The 15,711-nt window shown below is 71.5% G+C and carries 15 protein-coding genes; 10 read left to right on the forward strand and 5 right to left on the reverse strand.

Annotation, left to right across the window (positions count from 1 at the left end; all coding sequences use genetic code 11):
* The first annotated feature begins 34 nt into the window (after positions 1 to 34).
* The gene (locus AC067M_RS11835; protein WP_478696834.1) at positions 35 to 397 is read left to right on the forward strand and encodes a hypothetical protein; all 363 of its coding nucleotides are present in this window, start codon (positions 35 to 37) and stop codon (positions 395 to 397) included.
* Positions 394 to 687, forward strand: a complete 294-nt coding sequence (locus AC067M_RS11840) for a hypothetical protein (RefSeq protein WP_478696835.1) — start codon at positions 394 to 396, stop codon at positions 685 to 687. The genes AC067M_RS11835 and AC067M_RS11840 overlap by 4 nt, the downstream gene beginning before the upstream one ends.
* Positions 688 to 790: 103 nt before the next feature.
* On the opposite strand, the gene AC067M_RS11845 is transcribed toward AC067M_RS11840, so the two are convergent.
* Both AC067M_RS11845 and AC067M_RS11850 read right to left on the reverse strand, forming a co-directional pair.
* The gene (locus AC067M_RS11845) at positions 791 to 2,518 is read right to left on the reverse strand and encodes an IclR family transcriptional regulator domain-containing protein (protein WP_478696836.1); all 1,728 of its coding nucleotides are present in this window, start codon (positions 2,516 to 2,518) and stop codon (positions 791 to 793) included.
* A gap of 165 nt (positions 2,519 to 2,683) precedes the next feature.
* Positions 2,684 to 3,967: a M6 family metalloprotease domain-containing protein gene (locus AC067M_RS11850; RefSeq protein ID WP_478696837.1), complete on the reverse strand. Its 1,284-nt coding sequence runs from the start codon at positions 3,965 to 3,967 to the stop codon at positions 2,684 to 2,686.
* A 280-nt stretch (positions 3,968 to 4,247) separates the two neighbouring features.
* On the opposite strand from AC067M_RS11850, the gene AC067M_RS11855 reads away from it, so the two are divergent.
* Positions 4,248 to 4,892: a TetR/AcrR family transcriptional regulator gene (locus AC067M_RS11855; protein ID WP_478696838.1), complete on the forward strand. Its 645-nt coding sequence runs from the start codon at positions 4,248 to 4,250 to the stop codon at positions 4,890 to 4,892.
* A 234-nt stretch (positions 4,893 to 5,126) separates the two neighbouring features.
* A complete protein-coding gene (locus tag AC067M_RS11860; protein ID WP_478696839.1) occupies positions 5,127 to 6,656 on the forward strand; it encodes an MFS transporter in 1,530 nt (509 codons plus the stop codon).
* A gap of 105 nt (positions 6,657 to 6,761) precedes the next feature.
* On the opposite strand, the gene AC067M_RS11865 is transcribed toward AC067M_RS11860, so the two are convergent.
* Positions 6,762 to 7,271 (reverse strand): MarR family winged helix-turn-helix transcriptional regulator, encoded by a 510-nt coding sequence (locus AC067M_RS11865; protein WP_478696840.1) that lies wholly within the window; start codon positions 7,269 to 7,271, stop codon positions 6,762 to 6,764.
* Between the two features lie 122 nt (positions 7,272 to 7,393).
* Between AC067M_RS11865 and AC067M_RS11870 the strand changes: the two genes are divergently transcribed.
* On the forward strand, positions 7,394 to 8,185 hold the full coding sequence (locus AC067M_RS11870; RefSeq protein WP_478696841.1) for a dioxygenase family protein: 792 nt from the start codon (positions 7,394 to 7,396) through the stop codon (positions 8,183 to 8,185).
* 26 nt (positions 8,186 to 8,211) lie between these two features.
* On the opposite strand, the gene AC067M_RS11875 is transcribed toward AC067M_RS11870, so the two are convergent.
* A complete protein-coding gene (locus AC067M_RS11875) occupies positions 8,212 to 8,730 on the reverse strand; it encodes an N-acetyltransferase family protein (protein ID WP_478696842.1) in 519 nt (172 codons plus the stop codon).
* Positions 8,731 to 8,954: 224 nt separating this feature from the next.
* On the opposite strand from AC067M_RS11875, the gene AC067M_RS11880 reads away from it, so the two are divergent.
* Positions 8,955 to 9,953 (forward strand): sigma-70 family RNA polymerase sigma factor, encoded by a 999-nt coding sequence (locus AC067M_RS11880; protein ID WP_478696843.1) that lies wholly within the window; start codon positions 8,955 to 8,957, stop codon positions 9,951 to 9,953.
* 455 nt (positions 9,954 to 10,408) lie between these two features.
* Here AC067M_RS11880 and AC067M_RS11885 read toward each other — a convergent pair whose 3' ends face one another.
* Complete coding sequence (locus tag AC067M_RS11885) at positions 10,409 to 11,395, reverse strand: helix-turn-helix transcriptional regulator (protein WP_478696844.1); 987 nt, start codon at positions 11,393 to 11,395, stop codon at positions 10,409 to 10,411.
* 62 nt (positions 11,396 to 11,457) lie between these two features.
* On the opposite strand from AC067M_RS11885, the gene AC067M_RS11890 reads away from it, so the two are divergent.
* The 4 genes from AC067M_RS11890 to AC067M_RS11905 form a co-directional block, all read left to right on the forward strand.
* Complete coding sequence (locus tag AC067M_RS11890) at positions 11,458 to 13,002, forward strand: MFS transporter (RefSeq protein ID WP_478696845.1); 1,545 nt, start codon at positions 11,458 to 11,460, stop codon at positions 13,000 to 13,002.
* A gap of 166 nt (positions 13,003 to 13,168) precedes the next feature.
* Positions 13,169 to 13,930 carry a DeoR/GlpR family DNA-binding transcription regulator gene (locus AC067M_RS11895; RefSeq protein ID WP_478696846.1) on the forward strand — a complete coding sequence of 254 codons (762 nt, stop codon included), beginning with the start codon at positions 13,169 to 13,171 and terminating at the stop codon, positions 13,928 to 13,930.
* A complete protein-coding gene (gene pfkB, locus AC067M_RS11900; RefSeq protein ID WP_478696847.1) occupies positions 13,927 to 14,874 on the forward strand; it encodes a 1-phosphofructokinase in 948 nt (315 codons plus the stop codon). The genes AC067M_RS11895 and pfkB overlap by 4 nt, the downstream gene beginning before the upstream one ends.
* A 226-nt stretch (positions 14,875 to 15,100) precedes the next feature.
* Positions 15,101 to 15,711 (forward strand): PTS sugar transporter subunit IIA (locus AC067M_RS11905; protein ID WP_478696848.1); only part of this gene is annotated, 611 nt, incomplete at its 3' end.

Genomic DNA, 15,711 nt, shown 5'->3' on the forward strand with positions numbered 1-15,711 from the left:
CCGGGGCCTGAGCCGACTGAGTAGGAGTCGACCTATGCGCAGCCTACTGGCCGCGATCCTGAGCCTTTTCCTGCCTCCCAGCGGAGCGCACCGCGCCACCGATACACCAACGTCCCTCACCGTCTGTCCGCCTGTTCCCGCCCATCCGTCCGCCCATCCGTCCGCCCATCCGTCCGCCCGTCTGTCCGCCCGCCGGCCCGCCCCCGCGCGTCGGCCGGGGTCGCACCCGGCGGACGTCATCGCCGCCGACGGTCTGCCCCTGGTCCGGCCGTACCTCGCCGTGTGGGAACGAGAGCGGGACGAACTCGACCGCAGGCGCCTTCAGCGGGCGCGGCGCCGGGCGGCGGTCCTCGCGACCCTGGGCCAGGACTACGTCTCGTGGGAGGCCGCTGCATGAGCAGCAACACGTGGCGGCCCCGCAGTATCGGCATCGACCCGGCCACCGGCAAGGAGGCCTTCGTGGTCGCGCGCCCGGGTGGCTTCCTGGAGACGCTGGCCGACGTGCACGCCCTGGAGGCCGCCGCTGTCCTGGTGGCGGTCGTCGGCGCCGTGCTGGAGGCGGGGGAGGTGTCGGAGGTCGAACTCGCCGCATTCGTTCCGCCGTTGCATGCGGCGCTCGACGAATGTGTCGGCATGATGGCGGACCGGGTGGGCCCGGCGCATGCCGGAGCGGAGGGGGAGTGGTGATGTAGAGGCGTGGCCCCGGCTCCGTAGGCGGATCAAGGAGGGTCCGGCCCGCTCGCCGGTGGGGCGTGTGCGGCGGCGGGTCGCTGTGAGAGGCCCGCCCCGCTCAGGCCGACGCGACGTGGGTGAAGCGTTCTGCCACGTGGAGGTCGGACTCGATGTGGCCGGCCGTCGCCACCAGTTCGGGCAGGAGGGTGTGCAGGCACTCGTCGAGGGTGCGGCGGGCCGGGTGCATCGCCGTGTTGAGAGCGGCGACGACACGGCCCGTGCGGTCGCGTACCGGAACCGCGATCGAGCGCAGGCCCTCCTCCAACTCCTCGTCGACCAGGGCGTATCCCTGGGCCCGCACCTCCTCCAGGGCGTCGGCGAGGGCCGTGGGGTCCGTCACCGTGCGGGAGGTCAGGGGGTGCAGCGGGCCCAGGTCGCGCTCGGCGGGCGGTACGTCCGCCAGCAGGACCCGGCCCAGTGACGTGGCGTATGCCGGTAGACGCGTGCCCGGGGTGATGTGGACGGTCATCACGCGGCTCGTGGCAGCCCGGGCCGTGTACTGGATCTCCGGACCGGGGCCGACCTCACCCGCACCGCCGTTCCTGCCCGGCACCAGCACCGCCAGCGAGGTCGACTCCTGGATGCGGTCCGCCAGTTCTGTCAGGTGGGGGGTCGCGATGTGGGGGAGGGAGATGCGGGAGAGGGGTGGGAAGCCGAGGGAAAGGACGCGGGGGGTGAGGGCGAAGGTGCGGTCGGTCGGGCGGGTCACCAGGCCCAGGTGCTCGTATGTGATCAGCGCTCGGCGGGCCGTCGCCCGGGCGAGGCCCGTCGCCTGCGCCACGTCCGTGAGGGTCAGCTCGGCACGGCCCTCGCCGAAGGCGGTCAGGACGGTCAGGCCGCGGGCGAGGGACTCGACGAACTCCCGGCCGAGCTCCTGCTTGGACGCGCCGGTCCAGGTCGCGAGACCCGTCGGGGCCGTCCCGGGCTGGGGGGCGGGTGCCTCGCGCAGGTCGTCCTCCATGGTCTCGACCGCCGAGCGCAGGCGGGGGAGGAGTGTGTCGCGCAGCTCGGCCGCGGTGTGCCGGCTGGTGTGGCTGACGACGCTGGCCACGCAGGCGATCCGGCCGGTGCGCGGGTCCCGTACCGGTACGGAGACCGCCACCAGGCCCGGCTCGATCAGCTGGTCGTCCAGCGCGAAGCCGTCCGTCGCGGCCTGGGCCGCGGCGCGCTCGAACTCCTCGTTCGGGGAAGGGCGTTCCCTCGGTGGTACGGCGGGAAAGCCGCGGTCCTGCGGGTCCGCCGCCCGGCGCTCGCGCCAGCGGTGCCAGTCGGGGTCCGTCCACTCCGTGGCGAACAGGGGGCCGGGGGCGGTGCGTTCGACGGGGAGCAGGTCGCCGATGCGGAAGCTGAGGGACATGGCGCGGCGGCGGGTGGCCTGGTGGATGAAGCGGATGCCGTCCCGGTCGGCGACCGCCAGCGACACCGACTCGTCGAGGTCGTCGGCGAGCGCGTCCGCGCGTTCGTCCAGCAGGGCGGGGAGGCGCAGGGACGCCAGGTAGGCGTTGCCCAGCTCCATGACACGCGGGGCCAGCACCGCGTCCCGTCCATCGAGCCGTACGTATCCCATGCGCGCGAGGGTCGCGGTGATCCGGTCCACCGTGGACCGCGCGAGACCGGTGGCCCGCTCCAGCCCACTCAGGCTCACCGTGCCCCCGGCCTCGGTCAGCTCCCGCAACACGGCGACGCCACGCAACAACGGCGTGACCGCCTCGGCCGGGGGCACGGCGGACCGGCCGCCCGCCTCCGCGGCGTCCGGCACACTCTCCACGCTCGTCTTCGCAGGCATCGACTCTCCGCTACGGCATCCACGGCACGCCTACGGTAATCCGCCCCCGCCCCCGCTGATCCGTCCCGCCCCCGCCCGGGCCGAGGGCACCTCTCATCGCCGGCCCACCCCGACCGACGTCCAGCCGACCCGCACCCCTGCCTCCCCCGCCGGAGGCCGGCCCCCTTACCGCCGAGTGACCAGCACCCTGTAGTTCCCCGCCTCCGCCGCCGCCACCGAGATGCGGATGCCGCCTCTGGAGTCGACGAAGCTCTCGCCCGGGGCGAAGGGGGCGTCGGAGAGCTCCGCGTGGACGTTGGGACTGTGGGTGCAGCCGCCGGTGTCGCGTTGGGAGTCGTACACGGTGACCGGGCCCATGCCGGTGTCGATCTCCGCGTCGACGCGGTAGATCAGGACGCCCGGGCGGCACACCGCCTCGTCGTTGCCCTCTCGGGTGCGCAGTTCGACGGCATACCCGCTGCGCCGGTTCACGGGGACGAAGACCAGCTTCGGCCCACCCGTACGAGCCAGCGGTGTCAGTGTGTACTGCGTCGTCCCGGGCAGCGCCGCGCAGCCGATCTGTGTGGCGTCCAGCCAGCCCAGCTTCCACTTGTGCCAACCGAGCAGGTCGTTGTTGGCCCCCCAGTCCTCGCTCATGATGTCCCAGTGCCCGGCCGCGCCCCCGCCCTCCTGGGTGTACAGGTCGGGGAGCCCGAAGACGTGGCCGTTCTCGTGCGGCAGGACACGGAAGCCGGTATGGGCGTAGGAGCCGGAGCCGTCGTCCTGGCGGGAGTAGACGAAGGAGGCGTTCGACACGGGGACGCCGTCGGCGACGGGCGCCTCCGCGTTGCCCGCGAAGGTCACGGACAGGACCGTGTCGAGCGCGGACGGCCCCGCGTTCGGGGTGATCAGCACGTTCAGCAGGTCGTACGCCCGGAAGTCGACCGTCGGGTCGGCGGCGGCCACGATGTCCTGGACGAGAGCGCGGTAACCGGGATCGAAGGGCGCGCCGCGCTCTATGCCGTACGCGTGAAACGGCTTCGGCATGCGCAGCCAGTCGCGGATCGGGGCCTTGGGACGGTAGTCGAGGCGGCCGTAGGAACTCGTGCGGAACCACTCCTGAGTTTGCGGGAAGAACTCGCTGAAGCGGTCGAGCGCGCTGCCCTGACCCGGCGCGTCCGGGAAGTCGACCATCACGTTCAGCGCGCGGACGACCCCGGTGGCGCGGGCGTAGCCGGGCGGGGTCGGGATGCCCTCCGACATCTGGACGACCGGGCTGCCGCTGATCATGCAGGCGCCGAGGGCGGAGGAGGGGGACACCGCGACCGGGCCCGCGCCGGCCGTCGTCGTGCTCGGGGTGAGGTGTCCGGAATCGGCCGAGGTGCTGACCGCGAGGGTCAGGGCGGTCACGGAGGCGAGGGCGGCCACGCGGCGCGGGCGTATCCGACGGCTGGTCGGCTGCGGCTGCATGCGTGGGCCCTTCCGCTCCGGGCAGCCGCCCGTCACCGGCTGCGCCCTCCCGATCACCCTGTGTCGGGGTGGTCGGGGATGCGCGTTGGAGGGGGCCGATCGTGGGGCTTCGGGCGTAGTGGCCCACCCGTGGGGTGTGACTCGGGTCACAAGAAATGGGGGGCGGTGGGGGAAATTCCGGGGACTGATTCCCCGTTTAGCTATGTGTCCGAGTGAAACGGGGATCCTCTCCCCGGATCGCCGACCCGGACAGCCCAGCCCGTTCACCTAGGAGTACGCCGTGCAGACCGCGCCCCCCGAGCAGCGCAAGGCATCCCGGCCGCGCGCCGATGCCCTGCGCAACCGGGAGCGGATCGTCGCCGCCGCCCGGGAGATGTTCACCGAGTTCGGCCCCGATGTGCCGCTCGACGACATCGCCCGCCGGGCCGGCGTCGGCAATGCCACGGTGTACCGCAACTTCCCGGACCGCGACGCGCTCGCGCGCGAGGTCGTCTGCTCGGTCATGGACCGCACCGCGCGGGCCGCCGAGATCGCCCTCGCCGAGAACGGCGACGCGTTCGAGGCGCTGGAACGCTTCGTGCACGTGGCCGCCGACGAGCGGATCGGCGCACTGTGCCCGATGCTCTCCAGCACGTTCGACGAGAACCACGCCGACCTGGTCGCCGCGCGCGAGGGGGTCGAGCGGATCATCCAGGAGGTCATGGGCCGCGCCAAGGCGGCCGGACAGCTCCGCGCCGACGTGGACGTCGGCGACCTGTTCGTCGCCGTGGCCCAGCTCAGCCGACCTCCGGCCGGTACGGCCTGCTTCAACGCCGACCGCTTCGTACACCGCCATCTTCAGCTGTTCCTGGACGGACTGCGGGCCCCGGCCCGTTCCACCCTGCCGGGCGCGGCCGTGACCTTGGAGGACCTGCGCAACTCCTGATCGCAGCACCGATCGCAGTACTGATCACAGCCCTGACTGATGCCTGACCGATGCCTGGCCGATGCCTGACCGATTAGTTCTCGGCACCACCCGAGTCACCACGCACCAGCACCACCACAGCGGCACCACACACCAGCACCACACAGCTCGCGGTCGCCTCGGCCGCCGAGTCGTCCCTGAACGACGTCCTCACGACGTTCTCTTCCGTCACGAAGTCCCGAAGTGGGTACCTCCATGTCTGAAACAGCCGTAAAGGCTCCCGGCGTCCCGGACGCCAACCGCTGGAAAGCGCTCGTCTTCATCGCGCTCGCCCAGCTGATGGTCGTCCTCGACGCCACCATCGTGAACATCGCCCTGCCCTCCGCCCAGCAGGACCTGGGCATATCCGACGGCAACCGGCAGTGGGTCGTCACCGCCTACGCCCTCGCCTTCGGCGGACTCCTCCTCTTCGGTGGCCGCATCGCCGACCTGTGGGGCCGTAAGAACGCCTTCGTCGTCGGCCTGGTCGGCTTCGCCGCGGCCTCCGCGCTGGGTGGCGCGGCCACCAACGAGGCGATGATGTTCGGCGCCCGCGCCCTCCAGGGCGTCTTCGGCGCGCTGCTCGCGCCCGCCGCGCTCTCCCTGCTCGCCGTGATGTTCACCGACGCCAAGGAGCGCGCCAAGGCGTTCGGCATCTACGGTGCGATCGCGGGTGGCGGCGGCGCCGTCGGATTCATCCTCGGCGGTGTGCTGACCGAGTACATGGACTGGCGCTGGACGTTCTTCGTCAACATCCCGTTCGCGATCGCCGCGGCGGCCGGCGCGTACTTCGTCATCCGGGAGCCGGAGGGCGGCCGCAACCGCTCCCCGCTCGACATCCCGGGCGTGGTCCTGTCCACCCTCGGCCTGGTCTCCCTGGTGTACGGCTTCACCCGCGCCGAGTCCGACGGCTGGGGCGACTCGATGACGGTCGGCCTGTTCGTCGCCTCCGCGCTGCTGCTCGTCGCCTTCGTCGTCACCGAGGCGAAGGTCAAGGCCCCGCTGCTGCCCCTGCGCGTGGTCACCGACCGCAACCGCGGCGGTATCTACCTCTCGCTCGGCATCGCCATCATCGCGATGTTCGGCACGTTCCTGTTTCTCACCTACTACCTGCAGATCGTGAAGGGCTACTCGCCGATCGAGACCGGCTTCGCCTTCATGCCGATGATCGTCGGCATGATGGTCGGCTCGACCCAGATCGGCACCCGCCTGATGACCCGGGTCCCGGCCCGGCTGCTGATGGGCCCCGGCTTCCTGGTCGCCGCGAGCGGCATGCTCCTGCTGACCCAGCTGGAGATCGGCTCGTCGTACGCGTCGACCGTTCTGCCGTCGATGCTGCTGCTCGGCCTCGGCATGGGTACGGCGTTCATGCCGGCCATGTCCCTGGCCACCCTGGGCGTCGAGCCCCGGGACGCCGGTGTCGCCTCCGCGATGGTCAACACCTCGCAGCAGGTGGGTGGCGCGATCGGTACGGCGCTGCTGAACACGATCGCCGCCTCGGCGACGACGTCGTACATCACGGACCACATCGGGGGCGCCACGTCCAAGTCCCAGCAGCAGATGGTCCAGCTGCAGGGCATGGTGCACGGCTACACCAACGCGATCTGGTTCGCCGTCGGCATGCTGGTGCTCGCCGCCGCGATCGTGGTGGTCTTCGTCAACGCCGGCCGGCCGGACGGCACCACGGTGGCGGGCTCCGGCGAGGGCGTCGAGGACGAGCTGGCGGTGCCGGTCGTCGCCCACTGACGGCGGCCGTCCCGTCGTACCCCTTCGGGCCCTTCGTGCGTACGGGGAAGGGGACGCTCCGTACGAACGCATATACGACCTGCCCCGGCTGACTGAGTGAGCGGCTCAGCGCAGCCAGGGCAGGTCCGCGCCCGCTTCGTTGGGCTGGAGTCCCTCGGCGACGATCTGCATGATCTCGCCGAGGGACTTCTGCTGTTCCGGGGTGAGCCGGTCGAACAGCGCCTGCCGTACGGCCGTCACATGGCCCGGCGCGGTCAGCCGCAGCACCTCCAGGCCGGCATCCGTCAGCACCGCGAACTGCCCGCGCTTGTCGGAGGGACAGTCCTCGCGCCGCACCCAGCCGTTCTTCTCCAGGCGGGCGACCGCGTGGGAGAGCCGGGAGCGGGTGATCTTCGACTTCATCGCCAGCTCGGTCATGCGCAGCCGCCGCCGCGGGGCCTCGGCGAGGCCCACGAGGAGGCCGTAGTAGATGTGCGGCATGCCCGCGTAACGCTGGAGCTGGCGGTCGAGATGGTCCTCGAGGAGGGTGGTGGCGTGCAGGTAGGAGCGCCAGACGCGCTGCTCCTCGGCGGTGAGCCACTGCGGCTGTTCAGCGGATGCGGGTGCCGTGTTCATGTATCCCACTGTAAAGGCTGCGTCCTTGAAACTTGAACAAACTGGCTGTACTGTGCAAGGTAAAGCTTTAGGTTTCAAGCATTGATCCTCCGAGCCCTGATCCTCCGGAAGGAGTCGCCGTCATGTCCGCCGCCACCCAGGAGCGCATGCCCGCCCTGTACCTGAGCCACGGCGCGCCGCCGCTGGCGGACGACCCGATCTGGCCCGGTCAGCTCGCCGCCTGGTCCGCCGACCTGCCGCGCCCCAAGGCGATCCTCATGGTCTCCGCCCACTGGGAGGAAGCCCCCCTCGCCCTCGGTGCCGTCCAGCCCGTCCCCCTCGTCTACGACTTCTGGGGCTTCCCCGAGCACTACTACCGCGTCCGCTACGACGCCCCGGGCGCACCCGAGCTGGCCGAATCCGTACGCAAGCTGCTGCGCGCCCCCGGTATGCCCGTGCAGGACATCCCGGACCGCGGCCTCGACCACGGCGCCTACGTCCCGCTGGTGGAGATGTTCCCCGAAGCCGACGTCCCGGTGCTCCAGGTCTCCATGCCGACCCTCGATCCGGTGAAGCTGATGGAGATCGGCCGCAGGCTCGCGCCCCTGCGTGACGAGGGCGTGCTGATCGTCGGCTCCGGCTTCTTCACTCACAACCTCGCCGCCCTGCGCCACACCGGCCCGGGTGTGCCGACCTGGTCCTCGGAGTTCGACGACTGGGGCCGCCGGGCGCTGGAGTCCCGCGACTGGGACGGCCTGCTCGACTTCCTCGACAAGGCCCCGGCCGGCCGCTACGCCCACCCGCGCACCGAGCACTTCGCCCCGCTCTTCGTGACCATGGGCGCGGCGGAGGTCAGCGGTGAGCTGGACGCGCAGAGGTCGGTGATCGACGGCTTCTGGATGGGCATGGCGAAGCGGTCGGTGCAGTTCGGCTGAGGCGAGCCGTGCCGGACCCGAGACGGCTACAGCTCCTTCTCGTACCAGGCCACGTCCCAGTAGCGGCCGAACTTGCGGCCCACCTCGCGGTACGTGCCGACGTACTGGAAGCCGAAGCGCTCGTGCAGCCGGACGGATCCCTCGTTCGGCTGTGCGATGCCCGCGTAGGCGCGGTGCAGGTCCTCGCCGGAGAGCGCCTCGAAGAGCGCCTTGTACAGGAGCGTGCCGATGCCTCGGCGGCCGGCGTGCGGGGCGACGTAGACCGTGACCTCCACGGAGGTCGAGTAGGCGGCCTTCGGTCGGTAAGGGCTGGATGTGGCGTAGCCCAGAATCTCCTGTGAGTCCGTGGCCACGGCAACCATCAGTCGGTGCGGCCCGTCTTCAGGGTGGGAGAGCAGCCAGGGGCGGCGCTCTTCCGCAGTGAAGACGGTGGTATCGAATGTGATGGCCGTCTCACGTACGTAGTGGTTGTAGAGGTCCGTGAGGGCGTCGAGGTCCGCCTCGACTCCTGGTCTGACCTGCAGCTCTGTATGCTCTGGCGGCATCGGTCCTCCTCGTGTGGCCGGACAGGGTACTGCATGATCAGAAAAAACGAGGTGCCCGTTGGGAATTCTGTCCTGATTCCAGTCGTTGTTTCCTTCGGATGCAGGGCACTCGACGAGAGTCCGGAGCGTTCAGGAGTCAGAGAGCGCTCCGAGCGCCGAAGACAAAGACAGGTGTCCGGTAGCCCCAGGACCACCCGCTGACCCACCATCGCAAGGGAGCACGCATGGCAACCCGTGCCGTCGCCCGTCGTCAGTCCGCCACCGGCGAGACGGCCGACTCGGCAAGCAGTGTTCGCGCCCACGCCGGCGAGATCGCCGACCGCGACCTGGTCGGCATGTACCTCGACGAGATCGCGCGCACACCGCTGCTCGACGCCGCCAAGGAGGTCGAGCTGTCGCAGACCGTCGAAGCGGGCGTATTCGCGCGACAGGTCCTCGAAGGGTACGAGGAGTCCAAGACGGACGCCACCCGTGAGGAGCTCGAGGCCCTGGTCGCCGAGGGAGAGCGGGCCAAGGACGTCTTCATCCGCTCCAACCTCCGCCTGGTCGTCGCCGTGGCGCGCCGCTACCCCCGCAGCGGTCTGCCCCTGCTCGACCTGATCCAGGAGGGCAACGCCGGCCTGGTCCGCGCGGTCGAGAAGTTCGACTACCGCAAGGGCTTCAAGTTCTCGACGTACGCGACCTGGTGGATCCGTCAGGCGATCACCCGCTCGATAGCCGACCAGTCCCGCACGATCCGTCTGCCCGTCCACCTCGTGGAGGAGCTCGGCCGGATCCGGCGCGTGCAGCGCGAGTTCAACCGGGAGAACGGCCGCGACCCGGAGCCCGCGGAGATCGCCGCGGAGCTCGGCTCCAACCCGGAGCGTGTGATCGACGTCCTCGACTGGGCCCGTGACCCCGTCTCGCTGAACATGTCGGTGGACGACGAGGGCGAGACCCAGTTCGGCGACCTCCTGGAGGACACGTCGGCGGTCTCCCCCGAGCAGTCGGTCCTCACCCTCCTGCGCAGCGAGGAACTCGACGACCTCATCGGACGCCTCGACCAGCGCACGGCCTCCATCATCAAGATGCGGTACGGCATCGAGGACGGCCGTGAGCGCACGCTGACCGAGGTCGGCAAGGAGCACGGGCTGACCCGTGAGCGCATCCGCCAGATCGAGAAGCACGCCCTGCTGGAGCTGAAGAAGCTGGCCCGCGACACCGGGTTCGACGCGGCGGCGTGAGCCGAGTGCCATGGGCCGGCGCCGACTGACGGGCGTCGGCTCGGCACGGGAGAGGCACTCCGAGGCGCACGATGCGGGTGCGCGCCGATGGCGTACGCCGGGTGGCGAAAGCCCGCGCAAACATGGCGATGTAACGCCGCTTCAAAGCCCCGTGTCCGGGAACAAGAATCCACGACACGGCAGTTCGACCCCAGGACATCCCCAGGGCCCCTGATCCAAGTCCCGACGCAATCCCCCCCCGGCGCCGGGACTCTCCCCGAGCCGGGCTCCGGCGCCCCTCCCCCCGGGCGGCGGGGCCCGGCTCTTTCTTTCTCCCCACCGCAAGGCGCGCGGGCGCCACCACGCAGCCGGGGCCGCGCACGACGCAGGCGGGTCACCCCGTACCTGAACCACGGGGTGACCCGCCCGAATGCCAGATTGTGCCACGCCTCACGGCACGCGGGCCGGTGGCCGTCTCACCCACCGCCCCCGGCGCGACTCAGCCGGCCCCCCAACTCCCGTGCACACTCCCTCAACTCGGCGGGTTCCCGTACGGAGAACTCGCACCCCACGACGGCGAGCCGAACCGCCACCCACTCCACCGGATCCGCCGTCCGCCCCCGCAACCGGCACGCCCCCTCGTCGTCCTCCACCGGCTCAGGCCTGCCCATCGCCCCCCACAACCGTGTGGCGACGACCTCCGCCGGTGCCCGGAAGGTGACATCGAAGTCGTACTCCGCCTCGTGCGGGTCCTGCCGCCGCCGGATGGACCGCCGCAGATACTCCGCCGCGTCCCCCTCCGGCACCTCCCGCGGAGCGAACCGCACCCCGGTGGCGAACGGCTCGCTCACCCGGTCGACGCGGAACGTCCGCCAGTCCGCGCGATCGAGGTCGTAGGCGACGAGGTACCACCGACGCCCGGTCGACACCAGCCGGTACGGCTCGGTCAGCCGCCGTGACGTACTCCCGTCCCCGGCGCGGTAGGCGAAGCGCAACCGCTCCCGCCCGGCCACCGTCGCCGCCATGACGGTCAGCGTCTCCGGCGCGATGCTCGCCCCGTCCCCGCTGGTCAGCGGCGTGGTCGCGGCCTGCAGCGTGGTCACCCGGTGCCGTAGCCGGGACGGCAGCACCTGCTCCAGCTTGGCCAGGGCCCGCACCGACGCCTCGTCCACGCCCTCCAGCGCGTGCCCGGCGCCCGCGCGCAGCCCGACCGCGATCGCCACCGCCTCCTCGTCGTCCAGCACGAGCGGCGGCATCGCCTTGCCCGCCACCAGCCGGTACCCCCCGTCCGCCCCCATGCTCGCCTGCACGGGATAACCCAGCTCCCGCAGCCGGTCGATGTCCCGCCGCACGGTACGACGGGACACCCCGAGCCGGTCGGCGAGCTCACCGCCGGGCCATTCACGGGGCGTCTGGAGCAGGGACAGTAGCTGGAGGAGTCGAGCCGGAGTGTCCGTTGTCATGAGAGTGAGAATCGCGCATATGTAGGTCACGATCAGACCTACTGCCGTTCTAAGTTCGATCCATGACCTCAACGGACACCACCCGCACCACAGGCGGCAAGGGCGGAACCGCCGCCACGGGCGACCGTCGGCGCTGGTTCGCCCTGGCGATCGTGATGACCGCGGCCTTCATGGACCTCGTCGACGTCACGATCGTCAACATCGCGATCCCGTCGATCCAGCGCGACGCCGGCGCGTCCTTCAGCCAGATCCAGTGGATCACCGCGGGCTACGCCCTCGCCTTCGCCGCGGGCCTGATCACCGGCGGCCGGCTCGGTGACATCCACGGGCGCAAGCGCCTCTTCCTCGTGGGCATCGGCGGCTTCACCCTCGCCTCCGCGCTCTGCGGCCTCGCCGCGAACCCGGAGATGCTGGTCGCCTCCCGCATCCTCCAGGGCGCGATGGCGGCGCTGATGGTGCCGCAGGTGCTGTCGATCGTGCACGCCACCTTCCCGGCGCACGAGCGCGGCAAGGTCTTCGGGCTCTTCGGCGCGATCGTCGGCCTGGGCGCGGTCTCCGGCCCGCTGCTCGGCGCGCTGCTCACGCAGTGGAACCTCTTCGGCCTCGAATGGCGGCCCATATTCCTGATCAACCTGCCGGTAGGCATCGTGGGCCTGGTCCTCGGCTCCCGCTTCATCACCGAGTCCAAGGCCCCCAGGGCGCTGAAGCTGGACCTCGTGGGGGTCGCCCTCGTCACCCTGGGCCTGCTGATGCTGCTCTACCCCCTCACCCGAGGCCGTGAGCTGGGCTGGCCGCTGTGGGGACACCTCTCCATGGCCGGCTCGGTCGTCGTCTTCGGGGCGCTGGTGGCGTACGAGCGGCGCAAGGCCGCCCGGGACGGCTCCCCGCTGATCGAACTGTCCCTGTTCAAGGTGAAGAGCTTCGCGGCCGGCATCGCGGTGCAGACCGTCTTCGGCGTCGGGCTCGGTGTCTTCTTCCTGGTCTGGACGCTGTACATGCAGATCGGTCTCGGCTGGAGCGCGTTGCGCGCGGGCCTGACCGGCGTGCCCTTCTCGATCGCCGTCTCGACTGCGGCCGGTATGTCCGTCCAGAAGCTGGTCCCGCGTTTCGGCCGCAAGGTGCTCCAGGCCGGCGCGCTGGTGATGGTGGCGGGCGTCCTGCTCTACATCTGGGAGTCCGACCGGTACGGCATGGGGATCGCCTCCTGGCAGATGGCTCTCCCGCTGGTCGTGATGGGAGTCGGCATGGGCCTGATCGTCGCCCCGCTCACCGACGCGGTCCTCTCGGAGGTCCCCCGCGAACACGCCGGCTCGGCGTCCGGCCTCATCAACACCGTGCAGCAGATGGGCAACGCCCTCGGCCTCGGCCTGGTCTCGGTGGTCTTCTTCGGGGTCATCGACGACCACCCGGCCTCCGCCGAGGTGGGGCCCCAGTTCGTGAACGCCTTCCAGCACGCGCTCGGCTGGGTCGCCGCGGTCCTGGCCACCATCTTCATCCTGATGTTCGCCCTGCCGAAGCGCCCTGCGCAGCACATCGAGGGTGCGGCCGAGGACGCGGCCGAGGAGCGGCTGCCGGCGGGGAAGCGGACGTCCGAACTGGTGGGCTGAGCCCGCTCCGAGTTCGCTCCGAGCCCGCTCCCAAGCCCGCTCCCAAGTCCGTGGGGTGGAGTCCGTTCATGTCCGAGTGAAGCCCGAACCTGTTTACTTTCTGGAAATCCGGGCGTAGCCTCCCATCGAAACCACACGTTCGGGCATCGGTCGGAGGCGAACGGACATGTACGCACCGGAGCGGCAGCAGGAGATTCTCCGGCTCGCCCGTGACGGCGGGCGGGTGGATGTCGTGTCGCTGGCCGAGGAGTTCCAGGTCACGGCGGAGACGATCCGCCGGGACCTGAAGGCCCTCGACCGCGCCGGCCTGGTCCGCCGGGTGCACGGCGGGGCCATCCCGGTCGGCCGGCTCGACTTCGAGCCGGACATCGCCGAGCGCGAGTCCACCGCCGCCGACGAGAAGGACCGCATCGCCAAGGCGGCCCTCGCGGAGCTGCCCACCGAGGGCACGATGATCCTCGACGCCGGTACGACGGTCGCGCGCCTTGCCGCCGCCCTCCCGCTGGAGGCCGAGCTCACCGTCGTCACGCACTCCCTGCCGATCGCGGCCCGCCTCGCGGACCACCCCGGCATCCAGCTCCACCTCGTCGGCGGGCGCGTACGGCACCGTACGCGCGCCGCCGTGGACGCCTGGGCGCTGCGCGCGTACGGCGAGATCCGCGCGGACGTCCTCTTCGTGGCGGCCAACGGCTTCTCCGCCGAGCACGGTCTGACCACCCCCGACCTCGCCGAGGCCGCGGTGAAGCAGGCCGCTGTCGCCGCCGCCCGCCGCGTGGTGCTGCTCGCCGACTCCGCCAAGCACGGCCAGCAGCACTTCGCCCGCTTCGCCGACCTGAGCGACGTGGACCTGCTGATCACCGACAGCGGGCTGAGCCCCGAAGACGCCGTCGCGATCGAGCGCGGCGGCACGGAAGTAGTGCGCGCATGATCCTCACCGTCACCCCGAACCCCTCCCTGGACCGCACCTACGAGGTTCCGTCCCTCGACCGTGGCGAGGTCATCCGCGCCACCGGCGAGCGCATGGACCCGGGCGGCAAGGGTGTGAACGTCTCCCGCGCCGTCGCGGCCGCCGGGCAGCGTACGGTCGCCGTCCTGCCCCTGGGTGGTGCACCGGGCGCGCTCGTCGCCGATCTGCTCGACGCGCAGGGCATCGAGGTCGCGCCGGTGCCGGTCGCCGGGGCCACCCGCTCGAACATCGCGCTCGCGGAGTCGGACGGGGTCCTGACGAAGATCAACGCTCCCGGGCCCGAGCTGTCCGCCGCCGAGCAGGAACTGCTCCTGGAGACCGTGCGCGAGCAGTCCCGCGACGCCGCCTGGATCGCCTGCTGCGGCAGCCTGCCGCGCGGACTCGCCCCCTCCTGGTACGCCGACCTGGTCGCCCGGGCGCACGCCGCGGGCACCCGCATCGCGCTGGACACCTCCGGCCCCGCCCTCCTCGCGGCGCTGCGCGAGCGGCCCGACGTGGTGAAGCCGAACGCCGAGGAGCTCGCGGAGGCCGTCGGGCGCTCCCTGGCCACGGTGGGCGACGCGGTGAAGGCGGCCGAGGAACTGCGCGAGATGGGCGCCGGTGCCGTCCTGGCGAGCCTGGGCGCCGACGGGCAGCTGCTCGTGGACGCCCACGGCGCCTGGTTCGGCAGCGCGCGGGTAGACGTGGTCCGCAGCAACGTGGGCGCGGGCGACTCCTCGCTCGCCGGCTTCCTGATCGCCGGCGGCAGTGGGCCCGACGCGCTCGCCTCCGCCGTCGCACACGGCGCCGCCGCCGTACAGCTGCCGGGCAGTGAGATGCCGAAGCCGGGTGACCTGGACCCCGCTGTGGTGACGGTCACGGCGGACGTGCCGATGGATCGCGTATTGAAGGAGCCGGTGGGATGAGCGTCCGCGCAGCGACGACGGCCCGACGATCCGCCCTGGAGCGGCGAGGCTCCCTGTTACTCGTCGCGTCGGACGGGACGGGGGGCAACCTGAGCCGCCCCGCCGCCCCGAGGAGGCGGGGTTTCCCCGGCCCCGCCTCCACCACTCCCGTCACCCCCCACAGCACCCCCGTCCCCCCTCTCGCCCACCCCCAGTGCCGGGCGATACGCGTGCGAAGGAGCCCGCGATGAGCGACATGATCACCGCGGACCTGGTCGACCTCGACCTGTCCGCCGATACAAAGGAGGCGGCGGCGCGTGCCCTCGCCGAGCGCATGGTGGCCCTGGGCCGGGTGACCGACCTGGACGGCTTCCTCGCCGACGTGGCCGCGCGCGAGGCGCAGATGCCGACCGGCCTCGACGGCGGTATCGGCATCCCGCACTGCCGCAGCGAGCACGTCACCGAGCCCACGCTCGCCTTCGGACGCAGCTCCGTTGGCATCGACTTCGGCGCGGCGGACGGCCCCGCCGACCTGATCTTCCTGATCGCCGCGCCGGCCGGTGCCGACGACGCCCACCTGACGATCCTGTCGTCGCTGGCCCGGCAGCTGATGAACGCCGAGTTCACCGCCGCGCTGCGGTCGGTGGACGAAGCGGCCGCCGCGGCCGCGCTGATCCGCGGGGACGAGCCCGCGACGGCCGAGGCGGGCGTGCCCGCGCAGGCCGGCTCCGAAGACTCCGTGGCGGCGTCGGCGGCGGCCTCCGCCGACGCCGCCACAGGTGCTGTCGCCACAGGTACTGCCCGCGAGGAGGCCCCCAGGGACGGGGTCGCCAAGGGGGGGGCTTTCCAGAATGTTGC

The sequence above is a fragment of the Streptomyces sp. NPDC043427 genome, from assembly GCF_056436655.1.

Excerpts from the sequence above, each read along its gene's own strand:
- AC067M_RS11890 (WP_478696845.1), top strand. The coding sequence starts at position 11,458 with ATGACCTCAACGGACACCACCCGCACCACAGGCGGCAAGGGCGGAACC.
- AC067M_RS11895 (WP_478696846.1), top strand. The coding sequence starts at position 13,169 with ATGTACGCACCGGAGCGGCAGCAGGAGATTCTCCGGCTCGCCCGTGAC.
- AC067M_RS11870 (WP_478696841.1), top strand. The coding sequence starts at position 7,394 with ATGTCCGCCGCCACCCAGGAGCGCATGCCCGCCCTGTACCTGAGCCAC.
- AC067M_RS11865 (WP_478696840.1), bottom strand. The coding sequence starts at position 7,271 with ATGAACACGGCACCCGCATCCGCTGAACAGCCGCAGTGGCTCACCGCC.
- AC067M_RS11880 (WP_478696843.1), top strand. The coding sequence starts at position 8,955 with ATGGCAACCCGTGCCGTCGCCCGTCGTCAGTCCGCCACCGGCGAGACG.
- pfkB (WP_478696847.1), top strand. The coding sequence starts at position 13,927 with ATGATCCTCACCGTCACCCCGAACCCCTCCCTGGACCGCACCTACGAG.
- AC067M_RS11850 (WP_478696837.1), bottom strand. The coding sequence starts at position 3,967 with ATGCAGCCGCAGCCGACCAGCCGTCGGATACGCCCGCGCCGCGTGGCC.
- AC067M_RS11845 (WP_478696836.1), bottom strand. The coding sequence starts at position 2,518 with ATGCCTGCGAAGACGAGCGTGGAGAGTGTGCCGGACGCCGCGGAGGCG.
- AC067M_RS11885 (WP_478696844.1), bottom strand. The coding sequence starts at position 11,395 with ATGACAACGGACACTCCGGCTCGACTCCTCCAGCTACTGTCCCTGCTC.
- AC067M_RS11835 (WP_478696834.1), top strand. The coding sequence starts at position 35 with ATGCGCAGCCTACTGGCCGCGATCCTGAGCCTTTTCCTGCCTCCCAGC.
- AC067M_RS11840 (WP_478696835.1), top strand. The coding sequence starts at position 394 with ATGAGCAGCAACACGTGGCGGCCCCGCAGTATCGGCATCGACCCGGCC.
- AC067M_RS11875 (WP_478696842.1), bottom strand. The coding sequence starts at position 8,730 with ATGCCGCCAGAGCATACAGAGCTGCAGGTCAGACCAGGAGTCGAGGCG.
- AC067M_RS11860 (WP_478696839.1), top strand. The coding sequence starts at position 5,127 with ATGTCTGAAACAGCCGTAAAGGCTCCCGGCGTCCCGGACGCCAACCGC.